The 18,089-nt window shown below is 71.6% G+C and carries 20 protein-coding genes, 1 pseudogene and 1 riboswitch; of the genes and pseudogenes, 5 read left to right on the forward strand and 16 right to left on the reverse strand.

The window, feature by feature from the left end; genetic code table 11:
* Window positions 1-64: 64 nt before the first annotated feature.
* Window positions 65-1,633, reverse strand: coding sequence for an MDR family MFS transporter (locus ACIQMV_RS22265; protein WP_402594924.1), 1,569 nt, complete (start codon window positions 1,631-1,633; stop codon window positions 65-67).
* 192 nt (window positions 1,634-1,825) lie between these two features.
* Between ACIQMV_RS22265 and ACIQMV_RS22270 the strand changes: the two genes are divergently transcribed.
* Window positions 1,826-2,422, forward strand: coding sequence for a TetR/AcrR family transcriptional regulator (locus ACIQMV_RS22270; RefSeq protein WP_141355656.1), 597 nt, complete (start codon window positions 1,826-1,828; stop codon window positions 2,420-2,422).
* 592 nt (window positions 2,423-3,014) lie between these two features.
* On the opposite strand, the gene ACIQMV_RS22275 is transcribed toward ACIQMV_RS22270, so the two are convergent.
* A complete protein-coding gene (locus ACIQMV_RS22275; RefSeq protein WP_402594926.1) occupies window positions 3,015-4,472 on the reverse strand; it encodes a sensor histidine kinase in 1,458 nt (485 codons plus the stop codon).
* Window positions 4,465-5,151, reverse strand: a complete 687-nt coding sequence (locus ACIQMV_RS22280; RefSeq protein WP_402594927.1) for a response regulator — start codon at window positions 5,149-5,151, stop codon at window positions 4,465-4,467. The genes ACIQMV_RS22275 and ACIQMV_RS22280 overlap by 8 nt, the downstream gene beginning before the upstream one ends.
* Window positions 5,152-5,296: 145 nt before the next feature.
* Here ACIQMV_RS22280 and ACIQMV_RS22285 point away from each other — a divergent pair, with 145 nt between their 5' ends.
* Entirely contained in the window at window positions 5,297-5,980 is a 684-nt protein-coding gene (locus ACIQMV_RS22285; protein ID WP_402594928.1) for a PepSY domain-containing protein, read from the forward strand.
* Window positions 5,981-6,045: 65 nt separating this feature from the next.
* Here the strand turns inward: ACIQMV_RS22285 and ACIQMV_RS22290 are convergent, their stop codons facing one another.
* Together ACIQMV_RS22290 and ACIQMV_RS22295 are read right to left on the reverse strand one after the other, a co-directional pair.
* Window positions 6,046-6,528: a hypothetical protein gene (locus tag ACIQMV_RS22290; RefSeq protein ID WP_402594929.1), complete on the reverse strand. Its 483-nt coding sequence runs from the start codon at window positions 6,526-6,528 to the stop codon at window positions 6,046-6,048.
* Window positions 6,529-6,641: 113 nt separating this feature from the next.
* Entirely contained in the window at window positions 6,642-7,331 is a 690-nt protein-coding gene (locus tag ACIQMV_RS22295) for a hypothetical protein (RefSeq protein ID WP_402594930.1), read from the reverse strand.
* A 709-nt stretch (window positions 7,332-8,040) separates the two neighbouring features.
* On the opposite strand from ACIQMV_RS22295, the gene ACIQMV_RS22300 reads away from it, so the two are divergent.
* Both ACIQMV_RS22300 and ACIQMV_RS22305 read left to right on the forward strand, forming a co-directional pair.
* Window positions 8,041-8,658: a TOPRIM nucleotidyl transferase/hydrolase domain-containing protein gene (locus tag ACIQMV_RS22300; RefSeq protein ID WP_402594931.1), complete on the forward strand. Its 618-nt coding sequence runs from the start codon at window positions 8,041-8,043 to the stop codon at window positions 8,656-8,658.
* 3 nt (window positions 8,659-8,661) lie between these two features.
* Window positions 8,662-8,810 (forward strand): annotated as a pseudogene (locus tag ACIQMV_RS22305) (aldo/keto reductase); the annotation flags it as partial.
* A gap of 126 nt (window positions 8,811-8,936) precedes the next feature.
* On the opposite strand, the gene ACIQMV_RS22310 reads toward ACIQMV_RS22305, so the two are convergent.
* Genes ACIQMV_RS22310 through ACIQMV_RS22325 form a run of 4 tightly spaced genes read right to left on the reverse strand, consistent with a single transcriptional unit; the run spans window position 8,937 to window position 10,711 of the window.
* A complete protein-coding gene (locus ACIQMV_RS22310; RefSeq protein ID WP_402594933.1) occupies window positions 8,937-9,326 on the reverse strand; it encodes a roadblock/LC7 domain-containing protein in 390 nt (129 codons plus the stop codon).
* Window positions 9,327-9,378: 52 nt separating this feature from the next.
* Window positions 9,379-9,549: a hypothetical protein gene (locus ACIQMV_RS22315; protein WP_402594935.1), complete on the reverse strand. Its 171-nt coding sequence runs from the start codon at window positions 9,547-9,549 to the stop codon at window positions 9,379-9,381.
* Entirely contained in the window at window positions 9,546-10,361 is an 816-nt protein-coding gene (locus tag ACIQMV_RS22320; protein WP_402594936.1) for a hypothetical protein, read from the reverse strand. The genes ACIQMV_RS22315 and ACIQMV_RS22320 overlap by 4 nt, the downstream gene beginning before the upstream one ends.
* Window positions 10,358-10,711 (reverse strand): hypothetical protein, encoded by a 354-nt coding sequence (locus ACIQMV_RS22325; protein WP_402594938.1) that lies wholly within the window; start codon window positions 10,709-10,711, stop codon window positions 10,358-10,360. The genes ACIQMV_RS22320 and ACIQMV_RS22325 overlap by 4 nt, the downstream gene beginning before the upstream one ends.
* A gap of 136 nt (window positions 10,712-10,847) precedes the next feature.
* Between ACIQMV_RS22325 and ACIQMV_RS22330 the strand changes: the two genes are divergently transcribed.
* The gene (locus ACIQMV_RS22330; protein ID WP_401778509.1) at window positions 10,848-11,213 is read left to right on the forward strand and encodes a hypothetical protein; all 366 of its coding nucleotides are present in this window, start codon (window positions 10,848-10,850) and stop codon (window positions 11,211-11,213) included.
* A 133-nt stretch (window positions 11,214-11,346) separates the two neighbouring features.
* Here ACIQMV_RS22330 and ACIQMV_RS22335 read toward each other — a convergent pair whose 3' ends face one another.
* From ACIQMV_RS22335 to ACIQMV_RS22365, 7 genes are all read right to left on the reverse strand, one after another.
* A complete protein-coding gene (locus ACIQMV_RS22335) occupies window positions 11,347-11,814 on the reverse strand; it encodes a MarR family transcriptional regulator (RefSeq protein ID WP_141355639.1) in 468 nt (155 codons plus the stop codon).
* Complete coding sequence (locus ACIQMV_RS22340; RefSeq protein WP_402594941.1) at window positions 11,811-12,305, reverse strand: MarR family winged helix-turn-helix transcriptional regulator; 495 nt, start codon at window positions 12,303-12,305, stop codon at window positions 11,811-11,813. Before ACIQMV_RS22340 ends, ACIQMV_RS22335 begins: the two co-directional genes overlap by 4 nt.
* 310 nt (window positions 12,306-12,615) lie before the next feature.
* Window positions 12,616-13,287 carry an ABC transporter ATP-binding protein gene (locus ACIQMV_RS22345; RefSeq protein ID WP_402594943.1) on the reverse strand — a complete coding sequence of 224 codons (672 nt, stop codon included), beginning with the start codon at window positions 13,285-13,287 and terminating at the stop codon, window positions 12,616-12,618.
* Complete coding sequence (locus ACIQMV_RS22350; protein ID WP_402594945.1) at window positions 13,280-14,299, reverse strand: ABC transporter ATP-binding protein; 1,020 nt, start codon at window positions 14,297-14,299, stop codon at window positions 13,280-13,282. Before ACIQMV_RS22350 ends, ACIQMV_RS22345 begins: the two co-directional genes overlap by 8 nt.
* Window positions 14,296-15,183, reverse strand: a complete 888-nt coding sequence (locus ACIQMV_RS22355) for an ABC transporter permease (RefSeq protein ID WP_402594947.1) — start codon at window positions 15,181-15,183, stop codon at window positions 14,296-14,298. Before ACIQMV_RS22355 ends, ACIQMV_RS22350 begins: the two co-directional genes overlap by 4 nt.
* The gene (locus tag ACIQMV_RS22360) at window positions 15,173-16,141 is read right to left on the reverse strand and encodes an ABC transporter permease (protein ID WP_402595200.1); all 969 of its coding nucleotides are present in this window, start codon (window positions 16,139-16,141) and stop codon (window positions 15,173-15,175) included. Before ACIQMV_RS22360 ends, ACIQMV_RS22355 begins: the two co-directional genes overlap by 11 nt.
* Window positions 16,142-16,161: 20 nt before the next feature.
* Complete coding sequence (locus ACIQMV_RS22365) at window positions 16,162-17,745, reverse strand: ABC transporter substrate-binding protein (RefSeq protein WP_402594949.1); 1,584 nt, start codon at window positions 17,743-17,745, stop codon at window positions 16,162-16,164.
* A 130-nt stretch (window positions 17,746-17,875) separates the two neighbouring features.
* A riboswitch (cobalamin riboswitch) is annotated at window positions 17,876-18,007 on the reverse strand.
* Window positions 18,008-18,089: the final 82 nt, after the last annotated feature.

Genomic DNA, 18,089 nt, shown 5'->3' on the forward strand with positions numbered 1-18,089 from the left:
TCCTGCGAGAAGCCTCTGAGTGCCGGCGGTTGGCGGCCGGGCGGTGGATCGCCTCAATCCGGTCTCAGTCGTCAGTCGTCCGGCCCGGCAGGTCGACGCTGTCGCGCAAGGTGACGGGGGTGAGGAACAGCGCGGCGACCACGCCGACCATGGCGATGATCGCGGAGATCAGGAAGATGTGGCCGGTGGCGTCTCCGTAGGCGGTGCGTACGACCTCCTGGACCGGGGCCGGGAGCGCCTTGATGTTCAGGGTGGATCCTCCGCCTCCGCTCGTGCCGGTCGCGATGCCGAGCCTGGTCAGGCCTTCGGTGATCTTCGTGGTCACGGTGTTGGCGAGTACCGCCCCGAGCACCGAGACACCGATCGTGCCGCCGAGGGAGCGGAAGAAGGTGATGGCTCCGCTGGCCGCGCCGAGTTCCTTGAGCGGGACGCTGTTCTGCAGGACGAGGACCAGGTTCTGCATGGACATACCGACGCCGACGCCGACCGTGGCCATGCCGGCCGACACCGCGACGAGAGACGTCTCGTGGTCGATCATGGACAGGCCCAAGAAGCCGAGCGTCAGGACGACGACACCGATCAGGACGACGGGCTTGGGCTTGCCGGTGCTGGAGACGACCCGGCCGGCCACCGTGGAGGAGACGAGCACCCCGGCCATCAACGGCATGGTGAGCAGGCCGGCTTCGGTGGGCGAGTAGCCGCGTCCGATCTGGAAGTACTGGCCGAGGAAGACCGCCCCGCCGAACATCGCCATGCCGACCGCGAGGCTCGCGATGATGGCCAGGGCGGGGTCACGCCGCTTGATGATGTGCAGTGGTATGACCGGCTCGGCGACCCGGGACTCGACCCACAGGGCCGCGCCCAGCAGCGCGACGGCGCCGGCCACCATGGCGGCGGTCTGCCAGGACAGCCAGGCGAACGAGTTGTCGACGAACGTCACCCACAGCAGCAGGAGGCTGACGCCGGCCGCGATGAGCGAGGCTCCCCAGTAGTCGACCTTGGTGTCCGGACGCCGGACGTCCTGAAGGTGCAGGGTGCGGTTGAGGATGAAGGAGGCGACGACGGTGAACGGCAGCGCGATGAAGAAGCACCAGCGCCAGCCCAGCCAGGAGACATCGGTGATCGCCCCGCCGAGCAGCGGGCCACCGACGGTGGACACCGCCATGACCGCGCCGAGGTAGCCGTTGTAGCGGCCGCGCTCCCTGGGGCTGACCATCGCGGCGATGACGACCTGCACCAGGACCTGCAGTGCGCCCATGCCCAGGCCCTGCACCGCGCGGAAGCCGATGAGCTGAGCGGTGTTCTGTGAGAAGCCGGCGCCCAGGGAGCCCACCACGAAGATCGCGATCGATGTCTGGAGCAGGAGCTTCTTGCTGAACAGGTCGGCCAGCTTGCCCCAGATCGGCGTCGAGGCGGTGGAGGCCAGAAGGGTCGCGGTGACCACCCAGGTGTACTGCGACTGCGTCCCGTTCAACGAGCCGATGATCTGCGGCAGTGCGACCGAGACCACGGTCGAACTGAGCATCGCGGCGAACAGCACCGTCAACAGCCCGCTCAGGGCTCGCAGCACGTGCTTGTGGTCCATGGTCGCGGAGCCGTCCGGGCCCCCGGTTACCGCTGTGTGCGCACTCACGCGCAAACCTCCGGATGAAGAGAGAACAAGGTCGACGAGGACAAGGTCAGGGCCGGCGGGAGGACGGCACGACGGCCGTACGTCAACGCGGTCCGGACACGACCGGGATGCCGACTGGCCCAGAATACATGCGCAGTGTGCAATTTTGCGCACTGCGCAACGTAGTTGTCGCTCTCATAGGATGGCGGCACCATGGAGCACACAGCGGGACTACGCGAACGCAAGAAGGCCGCCACCCGGCAGGCGGTCCACGAGGCCGCCCTGCGCCTGACCGTGGAGCGCGGATTCGACGCGGTCACCGTGGAAGAGGTGGCCGACGCGGTGGGCATCTCACGCCGGACGTTCTCCAACTACTTCGCCACCAAGGAGGACGCCGTCCTGTGGGGCGACGAGCGCTACCTCGAGGAACTGGTCGCCGCCTTCCGCGCCCGCCCACCCGAGGAGAGCCCTTGGGCCGCCCTGTGCACCACCGTCCTGGACCGCCTGCCGGAGAGCGGCGCCCAGGAGTGGGAGATACTCGTACGCACCCGGCTGGCGCTGCGCCACCCCGCACTCCTGGCCCGTCAACTCGCCAATCACGCGGGGCTGGAGGCGAGCCTCACCGAGGCGATCGTCGAGCGCTGTCCCACCCGGGACGCGGACACCGCCCTCGACGCCCGGGTCATGGCGTCGGCCTTCCTCGTCGCGCTGCGCATCTCGATGCGCCGCTGGATCGACAGCGATCTCACCGACGACCCGCGTGAGCTCGTCGTCGACACGATGAACCGCATGGCGTGCCCCTTCGTCTGACGCGCCCTCGGGCCGGTGGCCCCTTGCCCTCGCCGGGCCGGCGGGCACCGCGCCGACCCGGTCGGCCGGCGCAGCCGCACCTCAACGCCCACCAGCTGCGACGCGGTCAGCGTGGTGCTCCGAAGCCGGCGAAGGGGATCCCGCCGGGGAACCACCTTCGTGCACGGCCTGCTGGGCGGCGTGCACAGCCAGGGTCGTCCTGACGGTGCCTCCCATCCCCGACAGCGCGGACACGAGCACCGCGGCCGGCGCGGCCCGCGCGGCGCCTCCCGGACCGTCACCGGGGCCGCCGTCGGGGTCAGCGCGCCGCCGCGCGCGGCGGCCGGCCCGCGACCCGGGCCGTATCGCCTGGACCGCCACCCGGTCCTGTGGCGCTGCCCGGGAGCAGGCGGGGTTCACCGGCCGCGTGGCCGAACCGGCCGTGGCTCGGGGACCCAGGCCGTACGGCCGAGGCGCTCCTGCACGCGGCGCAGGCCCGGGCCGCGCGCGGACGGCCTGACCAACCGCGCTCGTGTGAGAGCGAATCCTGCCCCGGAGACGCCCCGGAACCGCCGGCTGCCGCCCGACGAGGTCGCCCGGTCCTGCCCGGCTGTCAGCGGGCGCGCGGGAGTCCGACCTGGAAGAGTGCGCCGCCGTCGGGTGCGTCGGTGAGGGTGAGTGTCCCGCCGTGGCGCTCGACGACGTCGCGTGCGATGGCCAGGCCGAGGCCCGCGCCGCCGTCGTCGCGGCCGCGGGCCTCGTCGAGGCGGACAAAGCGTTCGAAGACGCGCTCACGGTCGGCCGGGGCGACACCGTGACCGTCGTCGGCGACGCTCAGAACGATCGCGTCCCCGGCCGCCCGCACGGTCACGGTGACCGCGGAGGCGGCGTGCCGCTGGGCGTTGTCGAGCAGGTTGCCGAGCACGCGGGAGAGCTGGGTCCGGCTGCCCTTCACCTCCAGCCCGGCGTCGTCGACGGTGACGGCGGGGGCGATGCGGTCGGTGGGGGCCCGCTGCGTCACCTCCTCCCGCACCAGAGCGGCGAGATCCACCAAGGCGTCGGCCGGGCGTTCCCCGGCGTCGAGGCGAGCGAGCAGCAGCAGGTCGGCGGCCAGGTGCTGGAGGCGTACGACGTCGTGGAGCAGATCGGTCGTGTTCAGCAACTCCGGGTGCTGGTGGGAGACTTCCAGCTGGGTGCGCAAGGACGCGATGGGGCTGCGCAGTTCGTGGGACGCGTCGGCGACGAAGCGGTGCTGACGTTCCACCGACTGCTCCAGCGCGGCCAGGGTCTCGTTGGTCGTGCGGGCGAGCCGCGCGATCTCGTCGCGCGAGGCGGGCTCGGGCACCCGACGCGCCAGGTCGCCGCTGTCGGTGATCTCGGCCATCTCCGCGCGGATGCCCTCGACCGGCCGCAGTGCCCTGCGGGTGACCAGCCAGGTCACCGCCGCCACGACGGCGAGCAGGAACGGCAGGCCCGACAGCATCGACCGGGTGACCTGGCCGAGGGTGGCCTGTGAGTCCTCGAGCGAGGTGGCTGCGTAGACGGTGTAGGTGCGGCCGTCGTAGGTGGTTCCCTGCACGGCGGCGAAGGCGTAGTCGTGGGTCTCGTCACCCAGCTTCACGGCGACCGTCTCACGGTCCACGTCCGTGCCGACCCGGCCCCTGACCGGAGCGGCGTCGTGGCCGTGGTCGTCGTCCCCGTCGTCATCGTCGCCGGAGGAATGCCTCGACGACGTGGTGCTCCTGGGAGCCGGAGCGGGGGCGTAGTCCGTGATCGGGCCACGTTCGTGCAGGTCTTCACTCGCGGCCAGGACCTTGCCCGAGGAGTCGACGACCTGCGCGAGGCGACCGTCGTCGTCGGGCAGGTCCAGCGAGCCGAAACTCCCGTTCAGCGCGGCCTGGGAACCCGCCACCCTACGCGCGGTGACCTCCGACTCCAGGCTCGCCCGGTCGACGAGGTTGTGACGCAGCACGGCGACGACGGCGATACCCGCGGCGACCAGCGCGACGGACACGACCAGCGTGGCCGCGAGCGCCGCGCGTGCCCGTACCGAGGCGAAGACCCTAGGCATCGCGGCCCCGGTCGGCTTCCAGCCGGTATCCGGCCCCGCGCACCGTGGTGATGGAGCGTCGCCCGAACGGCACGTCGATCTTGCGGCGCAGCGCGCTGATGTAGACCTCGACGATGTTGGGATCGCCGTCGTAGGCGAAGTCCCAGACGTGATCGAGGATGTCCGTCTTGGAGACGACCTGCCCGGCACGCAGGGCGAGGTGCTCCAGGACCGCGAACTCCTTCGCGGTCAGCGTGACATCCGCTCCGGCCCGCTCCACGCGTCGGGCGGCGGGGTCGACGGTCAAGTCGCCGATTCGCAGTACCGGAGATCCCCCGCGCGTACGGCGGCGCAGCAGGGCCCGGATGCGGGCCTGCAACACCACGTAGGAGAACGGCTTGGTGAGGTAGTCGTCCGCGCCGGTGTCCAGACCCTCCGCCTCGTCGTACTCGCCGTCCTTCGCGGTGAGCATCAGGATCGGTGTGTCGTCCCCGGCCGCCCGCAACTGGGCGCAGATCCGGTACCCGTTCAGCCCGGGCAGCATGATGTCGAGCACGATCAGGTCGTAGTCCCGCTCCTGCGTCATGTGCAGTCCGGTGAGGCCGTCGTGGGCCAGGTCCACGGCGAATCCCTCGGCGGCCAGGCCACGGGCGAGGGCGGTGGCGAGACGTTTCTCGTCCTCCACGATCAGCAGGCGCATGCCCACCAGGGTCCCAGGTCTTCCTGAAGCGGTCTTCAGGTTGCTTCAGCGGGGCTTCAGGGTGGCCGGGGCACGGTGGTCCATGTCAGGCCGGCACCCCGGCAGCCACGCGGCCCAGCCGCGGCCCGAAAGAAAGGACCGCCTCATGATGAAGGCCCTCAAGCGCTCCCTGGCCGGTCGCCGTCGCACTGTCTCCGCGGTCGTCGCGGCCACCGTCGTACTGGGCGGAGCCGGCGCCGTATCCGCCCTCGCCCTCGCCGGCGACGACCACGGCGGTGCGCATGCGACCGCGGGCGCCACCTCCGACGCGCACGACGGCTCCGACCGCGACGGCAGGCTCGCCGGGAGCGTCAGGGTCGGCCTGAAGGAGGCGGCCGACGCGGCCACCACGTCCCTCGCGGGCACCGTCACCGAAGTCGAGCCGGACGGACGGCGGGGCCAGGCCGTCTGGGAGGTCGACATCGTCGACGCCAAGGGCATCGAGCACGAGGTCACGGTGAACGCCGCCGACGGCAAGGTCATCGCCGGCAGGGCCGACCGCGTCGGGGACACGGCCGACCCCGACGACGCCGCGCTCGCCAAGTCCGCCAGGACGGGCCTGGGCCAGGCAGTGGACACGGCGCTCGACAAGGTCCCGGGCACCGCGACCTCGGCCGAGCTCGACGACCACCACGACAGGACGGCGGCCTGGCACATCGATGTCACCGACGGCCAGGGCGCCGCACACGAGGTCGTCGTCGACGCGCGGACCGGCAAGGTCACCGCCACGCACACCGGTCCGGCCCACTCGCGCGGCCACGGCGCGGACGACGACCGCGAGGACGACTGAGCAGCCGGTGCCGCTGGCGAACTTGTGGCCGAGGGACATGGCCAGGGACATCCTGACGCTCCGGGTCACAGTGACCAGATGAGGTCTCTGTCGAATCCGGGACGGTTCGGTGCGCCGACGTTGTCGCTGGTCGTGGTCCATCTGTGGCGGAAGGCGACGGGAATGTCCAGGGCGAGGAAGTTCTTCCCGTCTCCTGTGTGGGCCCGCAGGTGGAGCCGGTGCCTGGCCACCGGCACCGTGTGAGGGATCCGGAGGTTCCAGGTCTGCTTCCACGGCCCGGCGGGCGGTTGGGCGTCACCCGACAGGCTCGCGCCCATGCTTGCCAGCAGATCGGGCAGTGTGTAGCTTTTGTCCAATATTTTCATAGGGCCGATCTTCATGATCACCCTGCAGGTGACCTGGGTCAGGTCGACCGTCTCTTTGAGGTGGCTGCGCATTTCCCAGCGGACTTGGTGTCCAAGTCGCGGCAATGCGGGTGTGCACGTGATGTCAAGGATGTCCATGACGTAGTTGTCGTCGCTCGCGTCCTCCACCAGGTGGTTGTTCATAGCGCTCATCCCGTGTGTCTTGGGCGGGGAGCCGCACCGGATGCTCTGAGGTCAGAACCCCGGCCCGATTACGGCGGGCCGGGGTTCTATGCCATGCGCATCACGGGCCGGCTCTAGAAGCCGAAGTCGTCGAAGTCGCCGAAGCCGCCGAAGTCGTCGAAGTCGCCCTTGTGGTGACCGATCACCCGGAAGCTGGCGACCACTCCGTCCTCGACGCACACGCCCCCGTGGACCCTCCCGGGCTTCACGCCGTTGGCTTCGCTGCGCGGGCCGACCGTGGCGATGGGAGCGCCGTTGTCGCAGGTCGCCCCGCGGAAGACCTCGACGCCCCTGCGGCTGTCGTTGCGGATGTTGAGGCTCTTGGAGCCCAGGCCGCTGACCACGGTGATGCAGCCGTCCGGGCGGGCGGAGTACGACCGCTCGTTGATGAAGATCCTGCCCACCTCGCGGTGTCGGCCGCGCTCGCCGCCGCGCTCGTGGCCGCCCCCGCCGCCGCGCTCGCCGCCGCGCTCGTTGCCGCCGCGGCCGCCGCCCCCGCCCTCGTAGCCGCCGCGGCCGCCGCCGCCCTCGTTGCCGCCGCGGCCGCCCCCGCCGCCGCGCTCGTTGCCCTGTCCCTGTCCCTGCCCCTGTCCGGACATGCCGTCCATCGGGGCGTGGGCCGGAGCGGGCGCCTGCTTGACGACGGCCGGGACCGTCTGGGCCACCGGCTCGGTGGCGGCCGTGGCGTAGGTGATGCCGGTCGCGACGAGTGCTGCAGCGGCGGCGACAGCCGCGGCGACGGCATGTGAACGGGTCATGGTCATGTCGCTTCTGCTCCTGTCTCAAAGTGGCCGGCTGTGGCAGTCGGCATGTGAATGAACGTAATGAAAGCCTCACTGGCTGTCATTTCGGGCCATTGGGAGGGGGTGCTGCTATGGAGCCGAATGGGGTACCCAGGGCACCCGCGCGCCCGATTCACCGGCTGCTGACGACACGTCAATCCTCGTTGAAAGCTGGGCGTGTCGGTGATCGACTAGGCCTTCAAGGTGATCTCTGACAGCTGCTCACCCGTGCGGCAGCGAGTCGACTGGAAATTCCGGCCGAAAGGGTCCAGGCATACCGGGACGGGCGGGTCCCGGACGGACCACGGCGTGGGCCGGGTCGCCGTGCCGTGGTCGGGGGAGAGGTCCCGAAGCCGAGCCTGTGACGACCCCTCACCCCCGGGCTCGGCCGTGGACCATCCGACGTGCTGCCGCGGCACGGGCTGGGACATGCCGTGCGGGTCGTCGCGCGGGCCCGTGGGCCGGGCTGAGGGTCGGGTGTCGTACCGGAGCGGGATCGACGGACCCGATCAGCGCCGCATCCCAAGTCCCCTTGCCCGCGTGCACCGCGGCCGGCCGTCGCCGCAGCCGGATCATGCCACCCGTCAGGGGCCCCGCCCTCATGCGCTGTCACGGAGCCGACCGACAACGTGGACGGCGCGCCCGCGGAAATTCCCTCGCGTTGTGGCCGGAACGGGCCGAGACTCGTCTCATGGCTGACATGGGGGCGTTCCGGGACGCGGTCACCGCGTGGGCGGCGGGTGGTTCCGGCGACCTTGCGCACGAGCTGGCCGCGCGGCTGTCCGTCCGGGCGGCCGTCCTGCTCGAAGGGCCGTGCGACGTCGCGGCGGTCGACGCGCTGGCGGAGAGCCGCGGCCGGGACCTGGCGGTCGAAGGGGTCTGCGTCCTGCCGATCGGCGGTGCGATGAGCGTCGGGCGCTACGCCCGGCTCCTCGGTTCACCCGGTCTCGACCTCCGCCTCGCGGGACTGTGCGACGAGGCGGAGCGTCCCTACTACGCACGCGGCTTCGAACGGGTCGGTGCGGCACAGCAAGGCTTCTTCGTCTGCGCGGCGGATCTGGAGGACGAGCTCATCCGCGTGCTGGGCGTGACACGGGTGGAGGAGCTCGTCGGGGCGGAAGGCGACCTGCGTGCTCTGCATACCTTCCTGCGCCAGCCCGCACAGCGGGGCCGCGCCCCGCAGCAGCAGTTCAGGCGCTTCCTCGGAACGAAGAAGGGACGCAAGATCCACTACGGCCGCGTCCTCGTCGAGGCCCTTGACCCCGACCGGGTTCCAGCCCCACTCGACCGCCTGCTCTCCAGCCTCTGACCGCCGGACCCCACCACGGACGTCGAGGAGACGCTTTCCGCGCTCTCCGGCCTGATCCACAGCGGGAAGGTCGGTGCGGTCGGGACGTCCTGAGGCCGGCGTCCGGGACCGCCGAAGCCCAGTGGGTCGCCGAGCGGCGCGGTCCGGAACGTGCCGCCGGCTCTCCGGCAGGCCGGCCTGCGCCGCCGGCCGGTCGGTGGACGCATCGCCGTCCGACGCCTCTTGAGGCGTTCCCGTCCGCGCGCACCGCTCCCGGCCGGCCGGCGTGGGCGGTGTGGTCAGGCTGGTGCGTCGGCTTCGAGGATCTTCGCCAGTTGCTCCACGGTGGAGTGGATCTCGCGTTGGAGGCCGGCGAGGTCGAGTCCGTCGTCGCCGAGGACGGTCAGCAGGGCGCGTTCGCCGATGGCCTGGATGACGACGTGCCGCCCGGAGCTCCGCGTGGCCACGTCACGCAGCACCCCGCCGCCGGCCTCGTGCACCATGCGCTGGCCGAGGCTGTGCGTGGCGGCGGAGAGCGCGGCGATGGATTCCGGCTGGACGGCATCGGCGTCGGCGGCGACCAGCAGGCCGTCGACGGTGGAGATGACCGTCTCGTTCACTCCCATCACCTGCTCACGCAGAGCGGTCAGGACCTCGATGAGCGGTTCGGGCTGGTGGACGGTGGGCATCGGCGCTCCTGGGGGGTGGGCTGTGAACTGATGCTGCACATACGCGCTTGGGTCAGGACAGGGCTTTGAGGCCCGCGTAGACCCGGCGCAGAAGGAGCAGGTCGGGTTGGTGGTCTGCGAGGTCGTCAGGCGGCTTCGGCAGCGCGAGGCCGGTGCCTGGCCGACGGACGGTGAGCGGGGTCGGGGCGAACGGAGCCGTGTCCGGCAGCGGGTCGGGGCTCACACGCTGTCCGTTCGGTGCGGGCGATGTGTTCCGGGGCTGCGTCGGGGCAGCGAGAGGTCGGAGGCAGGCGGGACGTTCCGGGACCGGGGCCCGGGCAGGCGCGGCGCGGTGCTCGGACGGCCGCCCGCGGCCGGCCGCTCGCGGTGCAGCAGTCCCAGTTCGCGCATGCGGGCCAGGTCCAGCATGACCGCGTAGGTTCCCCGCCCCAGGGTGAAGGCGATGTCCCGCGGGGTGCGGCGGCCGTTGGCGGCCCGCAGCAGCGTCGCATAGCGGGACGGGACACCCGCGGGTACGTCCGCAGCCGGGCGGACACGGGTGCGGGCGAACTCGGCGGGCGATCCCCACAGACGGCTCAGCAGCACCAGACGCCGCGAGGTCTCGGCCGCGAGGAGCTGCGGTTCGAAGGCCGGCCCGATGGCCACCGCCGGCATCGCCTCGGTCACCTCCCAGTCCCCGGGCGGGCTGAGTGCGAGGGCGAAGGCACCGTCGAACACGGCCGCCGCGCAGGTGATCTCGAACTCCTCCGGTGCCAGCAGGCCACGCGCCTGAAGCTCGGCGCCGACCCGGCCGTCGGCCGCACCGTCGGTCGCGCAGGCGGACGTCCAGGCGGCATCGTCGATCCGGCCGGACGCGAGCAGGAGGGACTCGACACTCGGTGCGCCCGGGGTCTCCACGGCGACGACCCGGCCGGCGCGCAGGTGGATCCTGCCACCGGGTGCGCCGGAGATGACGACCGTGCCGGTGCGGCCTTCGTCGTACAGCGTGTTGAGCAGGGCGGGGACGTTGCGCGGGCCGTCGGTGCGGGTACTCATCCCGCCGCCTTCGCCGCATACAGGTCCAACTGGCGCAGCACCAGGGCCAGATTGGTCTGGTCGCGGTCCAGCGCCGTCAGCAGCAGCAGGGGGTCGCCCTGCCGGGGCAGCGCCCTGAGGACGAGCTGACGCCGGCTGCCCGTGATGACCATGCTCTCCAGCTCCCCTTGTGCTCCGGCCAGGTGGAGCCGGTCGCTGACGAACGCGGCGAGTCGACTGCACTCGGCAGCGTCCATCTCCCCAGTGCCGGACTCGCCGTAGGTCAGTCCGGTGACCGCGTCGACGAGGACGGCCCCTTTGACTCCCGGCACTTCGAGCAGGCGGCGCAGGGAGTCTTCGACTGAGGACACCGGCATCCCTTCACGAACCCTTCACATTCGGTCAGAAATTACAGTAGTTTAAGCCAGACATTCCAGAACAGGTTGTCTGACCAAGTTTTTCTGACACGGCCTCAGCGCCGGGTCACACAGCGCGAAGGGCCGGAGCATGAGCATCGAGACCGCACTCAAGGAAGCCATGGCGATCGAGGGTGCGATCGGCGTCGCCGTGGTCGATTACGAGAGCGGCATGTCGCTGGGGACCCTCGGCGGTGGCCACGGACTGGACCTGGAAGTCGCCGCCGCCGGCAACACGGAGGTCGTACGCGCCAAGACGCGGACGCTGGCCACCCTCGGCATGAACGACTCGATCGAGGACATCCTCATCACCCTCGGTGAGCAGTACCACCTCATACGCCCTCTGAACAGCAGCGACGGGAGCCTGTTCCTCTACCTGGCACTCGACCGGTCCCGCGGCAACCTGGCTCTCGCGCGCCACTCGCTCAAGCGCATCGAGGCCACCCTGGAGATCTGACCCCGCCACCCCGCCGCACACACCGCCGGTGCCGGGCCGCCCCTCCCCGCGACCGGTGCCGACCGGACGGTTCGGGGCCGACGTGTGCGTCCAGGGCCGACGCATGCGTCAACGAGGTGGCCCGGTCGGGTGGTCAGGCGGTCAGCGCCGCAAGCTCCGCGTTGGCGTGCTCGGTGACCAGGGCGAGGACGCGGCCCGCGGCGGCCAGGTCCTCGGCGGGTATCCCGCCCCAGATGCGGGCGGTGATGGGGGCGGTCTCCGCGCCGACGGCGGCGAGCAGTTCGCGCCCCGCGTCCGTGGGACGAAGGTGCGCGCCGTCGGTGGCGAGCAGTCGCCTGTCGAGCAGTTCGCCGAGAGTGGCGCGGACGTCGGCCGGATCGGCCTTGAGGGAGCCCTGTACCCGGGTGGCGAGATCGTCCGGCGTCTGCGGGGCGTCGGCGGTGACGGCGGCGCGCAGGGCGATCTGCTGCTGGAACGTGATGCCGTGCCGGGCCAGGACGTGCTCCAGGACGCCGCGGGCGGCGTAGTGGGCCAGGCCGAGGGCCCGGGCGTCGGCGACGGGTCCGGTGGTGGACGCGCTGGTGGATGCGGTGGTCGTCATGGTGTCGTCCCCTGAATGCTCTCGTCGTTCGGCAGGGATGGAGCGAGAGGTGCGTCGAGAAGGGTCGTCAGCTCGTCGGTGAACGCGCGCGTCCGTGGGGCGTCGAGTCCGCCGAGCGGCTCCAGCAACTGCTGAAGCAGTTCCTGGACCACCCCGATGGCCTGCCGCGTGACGGCTTGGCCCTGCTCGGTGAGGGCGAGTTGTACGGCGCGCGGATCGCGGGGATCGCGGGTGCGCTCGATCAGGCCGGCCGACTCCAGGGCGCGCGCCAGCTTGGAGACGTACAGCGCCTCCAGACCTGTGTGGTCGGCGAGTCGGCGCTGACTGGGCCGCTCGCCGGCGCACTGCATGCCGTACAGCGACGCGACCAGTGAGTACTGCGCGTGGGTGAGGCCCAGTGGAGCCACCGCGCGATCGACCGCGACGCGCCACTTGGTGGCGAGCCGCCATACCAGGAAACCGGGTGTGGGCCCCGGTGAACCCTTGCTCATGGCATATAAAGTACATGGCTACTATGTCCATGGCTACTATTTTCGGGCGGATCTGGACGGCGCGTCCCGAACAGATCAACGACGCCCAGTGCTGTGGCCGGGAGGGTTTGCCGGGAAGCTCGCGGCGTCCGGTGCTGGGGGCACCTCCCACGCCCTTCGGGCAGTGGGGGAGCCTCGCGAGGCGGAGCATTGCCCGCGTACTGGATGTACTCGGGTGATGCGACAACGCGGCGTGGGGGTACCCCCGGCCGAAGGCTGGGGGAGTGCCGTGCCGGGCGTCGCGAGCCGGCACACCTTTCCGGTCACAGCACTAGTGCGCCCGGCCGGTGCCCGACAGCGTGTCCCAGTGGACGGTGCGGTCGCACCAGCGGTGGAGCAGGGCGCGGTCGTGGCCGACGGCGAGGAGGCCCGCGCCGGTGGCGGCGCGGTAGTCCTCGACGACCGCGACCAGGGCGGCCGTCGTGGAGGCGTCGAGCATCGCGGTCATCTCGTCGCAGATCAGCCAGCGGGGGCGCAGGACGAGGGCCCGGGCCAGGCAGGCGCGTTGGAGCTGGCCGTCGCTGACCTCGTGCGGTCGTCTGCCGAGCAGGTCGGGGGTCAGACCGGCCCTTCCGGCGAGTTCGGTGACGCGCTCCCGCACCTCGTCGCGGCGGCCGGTGGCCCGCAAGGGCTCGGCGATCAGGTCGGTGAGCGTCAGACGCGGGTCCGCGGAGAGGCGGGGTTGCTGGAAGACCACGCCGAAGGCGGTGCGCAGCGGGCGCGGGGCGCGGTGGCGCCACCCTCGTACGGACGCGCCGTCCAGCAGTACGGTGCCGGAGTCGGGGCGGTGCAGCAGGGCCGCGACCCGGGCGAGCGTGGACTTGCCGCAGCCACTGGGGCCGAGCAGGCCGACCGCTTCACCGGGCGCGACGGTGAGTGAGACATCTCGTACCGCCGGATTCCGCCGGTCGTAGCCCGCGGTGATGGCGCGCAGTTCAAGCATGCACGTCCTCCGATGCTCCCTGGGACGCTTCCCCGCCGGTCGCCGAGGCGGGGTGGGGGTGGTGGCAGGCGACCTCGCCGGCTGTCGGCGGCAGTACGGCGCAGGCGTCGTCGGCCCGGTCGCACCGGGCGGCGAAGGCACAGCCCTCGGGGAGGGCACCGAGTTCGGGTGGCAGGCCGGGGATGGCGGTGAAGGCCCGGTCGGGGAGGGCCTGGAGCAGGCCGCGGCTGTAGGGATGACGGGGGCCGCGCGCGCCGAAGAACACCTCCGCGTCGGCCAGTTCGACGATCCGGCCCGCGTACATGACGGCGATCCGGTCGGCGATCCGTTCGGCCGCGGCCAGGTCGTGCGTGATCATCAGCAGGCCGCGCCCCGCCGCGTCCGGATTGCCCGGGCGGTCGAGGTGGCGCCGCAGTTCGTCGACCGTGCGGTCCACCAGGTCACGGTCGAGCCCGGTGGTCGGTTCGTCGGCGAGCAGCAGCGGCGCGTCACCGACGAGGGCCAGGGCGGTGGCGGCGCGCTGGGCCAGGCCGCCGGACAGCTCGTGCGGGTGGCGGTCCAGGTGATCCGCGGGGAACGCGGCGCGTTCGGCGGCCGCCCGCGCGGCGGAGCATACGGCCGCGCGGCCGCGGACCCCGGTCAGTGCGGCGATCGTCTCCTCCACCTGGGAGCGGATGGTGCGCACGGGTGTGAGATGGGCGGCCGGGCTCTGCGGTATGAGCCCGACCAGCCGGCCCCGTACCGTCCTTGCGAGGGTCCGTTCGTCGGCCGAGAGCAGGTCGAGGCCGCCGAGCATCGCCTCCCCGGCCGCCTCGGCGTTGCCGGGAAACAGCCCCAGCAGGGCGGAGGCGAGGACGGACTTGCCGCAGCCGCTCTCGCCGATCAGGGCCAGGCACTCGCCGGCCGCGACGTCGAAGTGCGCGTCGGTGACGGCGGCGACACGGCGCCCCCCGGGCATGAGGAAGCGCACCGACAGTCCGCGCACCGACAGCACGGGCGATCGCTCGGTCACAGCATCAGCTCCGATCGGCGGCGGGGGTTGATCCGTTCCCGCCAGGCTCCGGCGAGTCCGGCGATGGCGAGGGTCGGGACGATGACGAACAGGCCGGGGAAGACGGTCGGCCACCACTGTCCGGCCAGCAGCGAGCCCCGCGCGCCCTGGATGAGGGTGCCCAGGCTGGCCATGTGCGTGGGCAGTCCGAGCCCGAGGAAGGACAGCGCCGATTCGTGCCACATGGCGTGCGGCACCATCAGCGCCGCGGCGAGCGCGGCCTGGGGCAGCACGGCGGGCAGCAGGTGCCGTACGGTCACCCGCCACCTGGACGCGCCGCCGGAGACGGCGGCGTCGATGTACGGGCGTGAGCGCAGGGAGAGGACTTCGGCGCGGACGATCCGGGCGGTCGACAGCCAGTGGGTGAGCGCGACCGAGACGATCACCGGCCAGACGCCCGGCCGGAACATGGCGACGATGAAGATGCCGAGCAGCAAGTGGGGTACGGAGGAGACCGTGTCCACGACCCGCATGATCCCGCGGTCGACCCAGCCGCCCAGCGCACCGGCGGTGGCTCCGACGGCGGTACCGACGACGGTGGCCGTCACAGCCGCGGCCACTCCGACGAGCAGGGAGACGCGCAGTCCGTAGACGCAGCGCAGCAACAGGTCCCGGCCGAGGTCGTCGGTGCCGAAGGGGTGGGCCCGGCTCGGTCGCAGCAGCTTGGCGGCCAGATCGACGGCCTGCTGGTCGAGTTGGACCAGCGGTGGCACGACGAGGACGGCGAGGACGGTCGCGGCGACCAGCACGGCGGAACCGCGCACCCGCAGTGTGCGGGTGGAGCGGCGCCTCGTCCCGTACGAACGCCAGACGGTTTCCCCGGAGGCGGGAACGTCACATGTCACTGAACTTCACCCTCGGGTCGAAGAGTCCGTAGAGCAGGTCCGCGAGCAGGTTGCCGACGAGGACGGCGGCCGTGGCCAGCGTGGTCAGCGCGGCGAGCAGCGGGAAGTCGACGGAGGTGGCCGCCTCCACGGTGGCCGCGGCGATGCCCGGCCAGCTGAAGACGCTCTCCACCAGCAGGGCGCCGGTGATGAGTTCGGGCACGCGGGAGCCGATCAGGGTGAGCACCGGAAGCAGGCCGGAGCGAAGGGCGTGGCCGAGCAGGACCGTGCGCTCGTTCAACCCGCGGGCCCGGGCACCGCGTACGGGGTCCTCCGCCAGCGCGTCGCCCACGCCTTGGCGCACGTAGAGGGTGAACCACGGCAGTTGGGAGACGGCGAGCACCCCGGCCGGCAGTACGAGATGGCCGGCCACCTGCCCTGGGGTGACCTGTTCGCTTGCGGTGTCGGTGAGCCCGCCGGCCGGGAGCACGCCCAGTTGGAGGGCGAACAGCCAGATCGCCAGCAGGGCGAGCCAGAAGACCGGTGCCGCCTCCAAGGAGTAGGCGAGTGACGTGACGACCCGGTCGAGCAGGGATCCCGGCCGGCGCGCGGCGAGGACGCCGAGCACGGTGCCCGCCAGCACGGCCGTCGCGAAGGCGACCGCGCACAGCAGCGCGGACCACACAAGACGCTCCCCGATGACCTGGGTGACCGGCTGCCGCATCACGCTCGACTCGCCGAGGTCGCCGGAGAGGGCGGAGGTCAGCCAGTGCCACCAGCGCGAGGTGAACGGCTGGTCCACGCCCAGGTTGGCGCGCAGCCGGTCGAGGGTCTGTCCGTCGGCACGGAGGGCCGCCGTACCCGCGTACGCCTTGACCGGGTCGAAGGGGGAGACGGCGGCGATGGCGAACACGCCGAAGGTGACGACGAGGAGGACGGGGGCGGCGAACAGCAGCCGCCGCCCCACCAGACGCGCCATCGCCGCCCAGAGCGGGGAGGTCACTTCTTCGGCTGCCAGTCCTGGAGGTTCCACCACGGGCCGCTGGCGAAGCCGTGCTCGTGCGGCTCGACCTGCGTGGTCAGGCCGTCCCAGTGGTCGGCCAGCACATAGAGGTGGTCGATGTGGGTGAGGAAGGTGTAACCGGGGTCCTTCACGAGTTCGCGCTGCACCGTGTCGTACGCGGCCCGGCGGGTGTCGGTGTCCTGGCTGCGGCGGCCGGTGTCGAGGGCCTTGTCCACGGCCGGGTTGGCGAAGTGGCCCATGTTGTTGAAGCCGTCGCCGGCCAGGGAGGAGTGCAGCAGGGTGAACAGGCCGAAGTCGGGGTCGCCGCTGCTGTCGAGTCCGGCGAGGACGGCGTCGCTCTTCATCCGCGGCTCGATCACCTCCCAGGTGGCGCTCTCCACCTTCACCTCGATGCCCGCCTTCTTGGCGTCGGAGGCGTAGGCGAGGGCGTGGTCCTGGCGGACCTTGTCGCCGGAGGGGTAGAGGAGCGTGAAGGAGGCCCGCAGACCGTTCTTCGCGCGGATGCCACCGCTGCCGGCCTTCCAACCCGCCTGATCCAGCGTCCGCTTGGCCTTCGCCAGGTCCTGCGGTCGCTCGATGCCCGCGGCGAACCAGGGGTCGTCGCTCGGCAGCGGTCCGTAGGCAGGGCGCCCTGCCCCGTCGAGGATCTTGTCCACCATGGCCTCGCGGTCCACGGCGGCGTCCAGCGCCTGGCGGATCGCCCGGTCGCCGGTGACCCTGTTCTGCTGGGGGAGGGTGACGGCCCGGAAGTCGTAGGACTTCGCGTCGTACGTCGTCTTCGCCGTGTCGCCCTTGAACGTGGCGGCCAGGTTGGGCGGCAGGACCGCGCCGTCGAGGTCGCCCGAGCGCAGCCGGGTGGCGCGCACGTCGTCGTCCTTGACGATCGCGATCGTCACCTTCTTCACCTTCGGCTCGCCGCCCCAGTAGCCGGGGTTGGCCTTGAAGGTGAGCTTCTCGCCCTTGCTCCAGCCGGTGAGGACGTACGGTCCGGTGCCGACCGGCCTGGTGTTGAAGGAGCCGGTGTTGGGGTTCTGGCCCCCGGCGATGTGCTGGGGGACGATGGGCAGGACCGTGCGCCCCGCGAACGGCGCGTAGGGGTACTTGAGCGTGAAGACGACCTTGCCGTCGCGGTCGGCCCGCACCTCCTTGATGGCGTCCAGCTCGCTCCGGGCGGTGTTGTTGGTCTTCGCGTCGAGGATCGTCCGATAGGTGAAGACCACATCGGCGGCGGTCAGCGGCTTGCCGTCGCTGAACTTCACGCCGTCGCGCAGGGCGTAGGTGTAGGTGAGCCCGCCGTCGCCGACCTGGGGCAGTGAACTCGCCAGTGCCGGCCTCAGCTTCATGTCGGCGTCCCGGGCGAGCAGACCGTCGAAGATCTTGGAGTTGCCGTCCTTGCCGTAGCCGAGAAGAGGACTGAGGGTGTCCGGCTCGGAGGCCACGCCGACCACGACGGAGTCGGAAGCACTCTCGCTGCTCGCACCGCCCCCCGGGGCCGAGCAAGCGGCGGCTCCCACGAGTGTCGCCACCGCTGCGGCTGCCCGTATCCGTCGGACGGTCATGAACCCTCACATCCTTAATGCTGACCAAATGCTTTTGCATAGTAGTCGCAATAGAGCCTCCGGTCACCCGGGGGTCGGATGTGTGAGTTCGTCCCAACTGTCCGGCTGACCAGGAGTTTCGCGGGTGCGGAGGCGCGGAGGCGCGGAGGCAGGTGGGCGCGGCCATCGCTTCCCAGGCCCTCCTCGGGCCCAGTGCGTAGGACGGCGGTCGTTCCCGCTCACCGGTGCGGGGCAGTCCCGGATTCCCACCGGGTTCCCTCTTGCGACGCGTCCCGCGTGGCGGGCGGGGCGAACCAGCTGCGCGGGCCGGCCTGGGGTCTTCCCGGATCGCGGCCGATCATGTC

The organism is Streptomyces sp. NPDC091412 (assembly GCF_044756885.1).
Classification (GTDB): Bacteria; Actinomycetota; Actinomycetes; order Streptomycetales; family Streptomycetaceae; genus Streptomyces.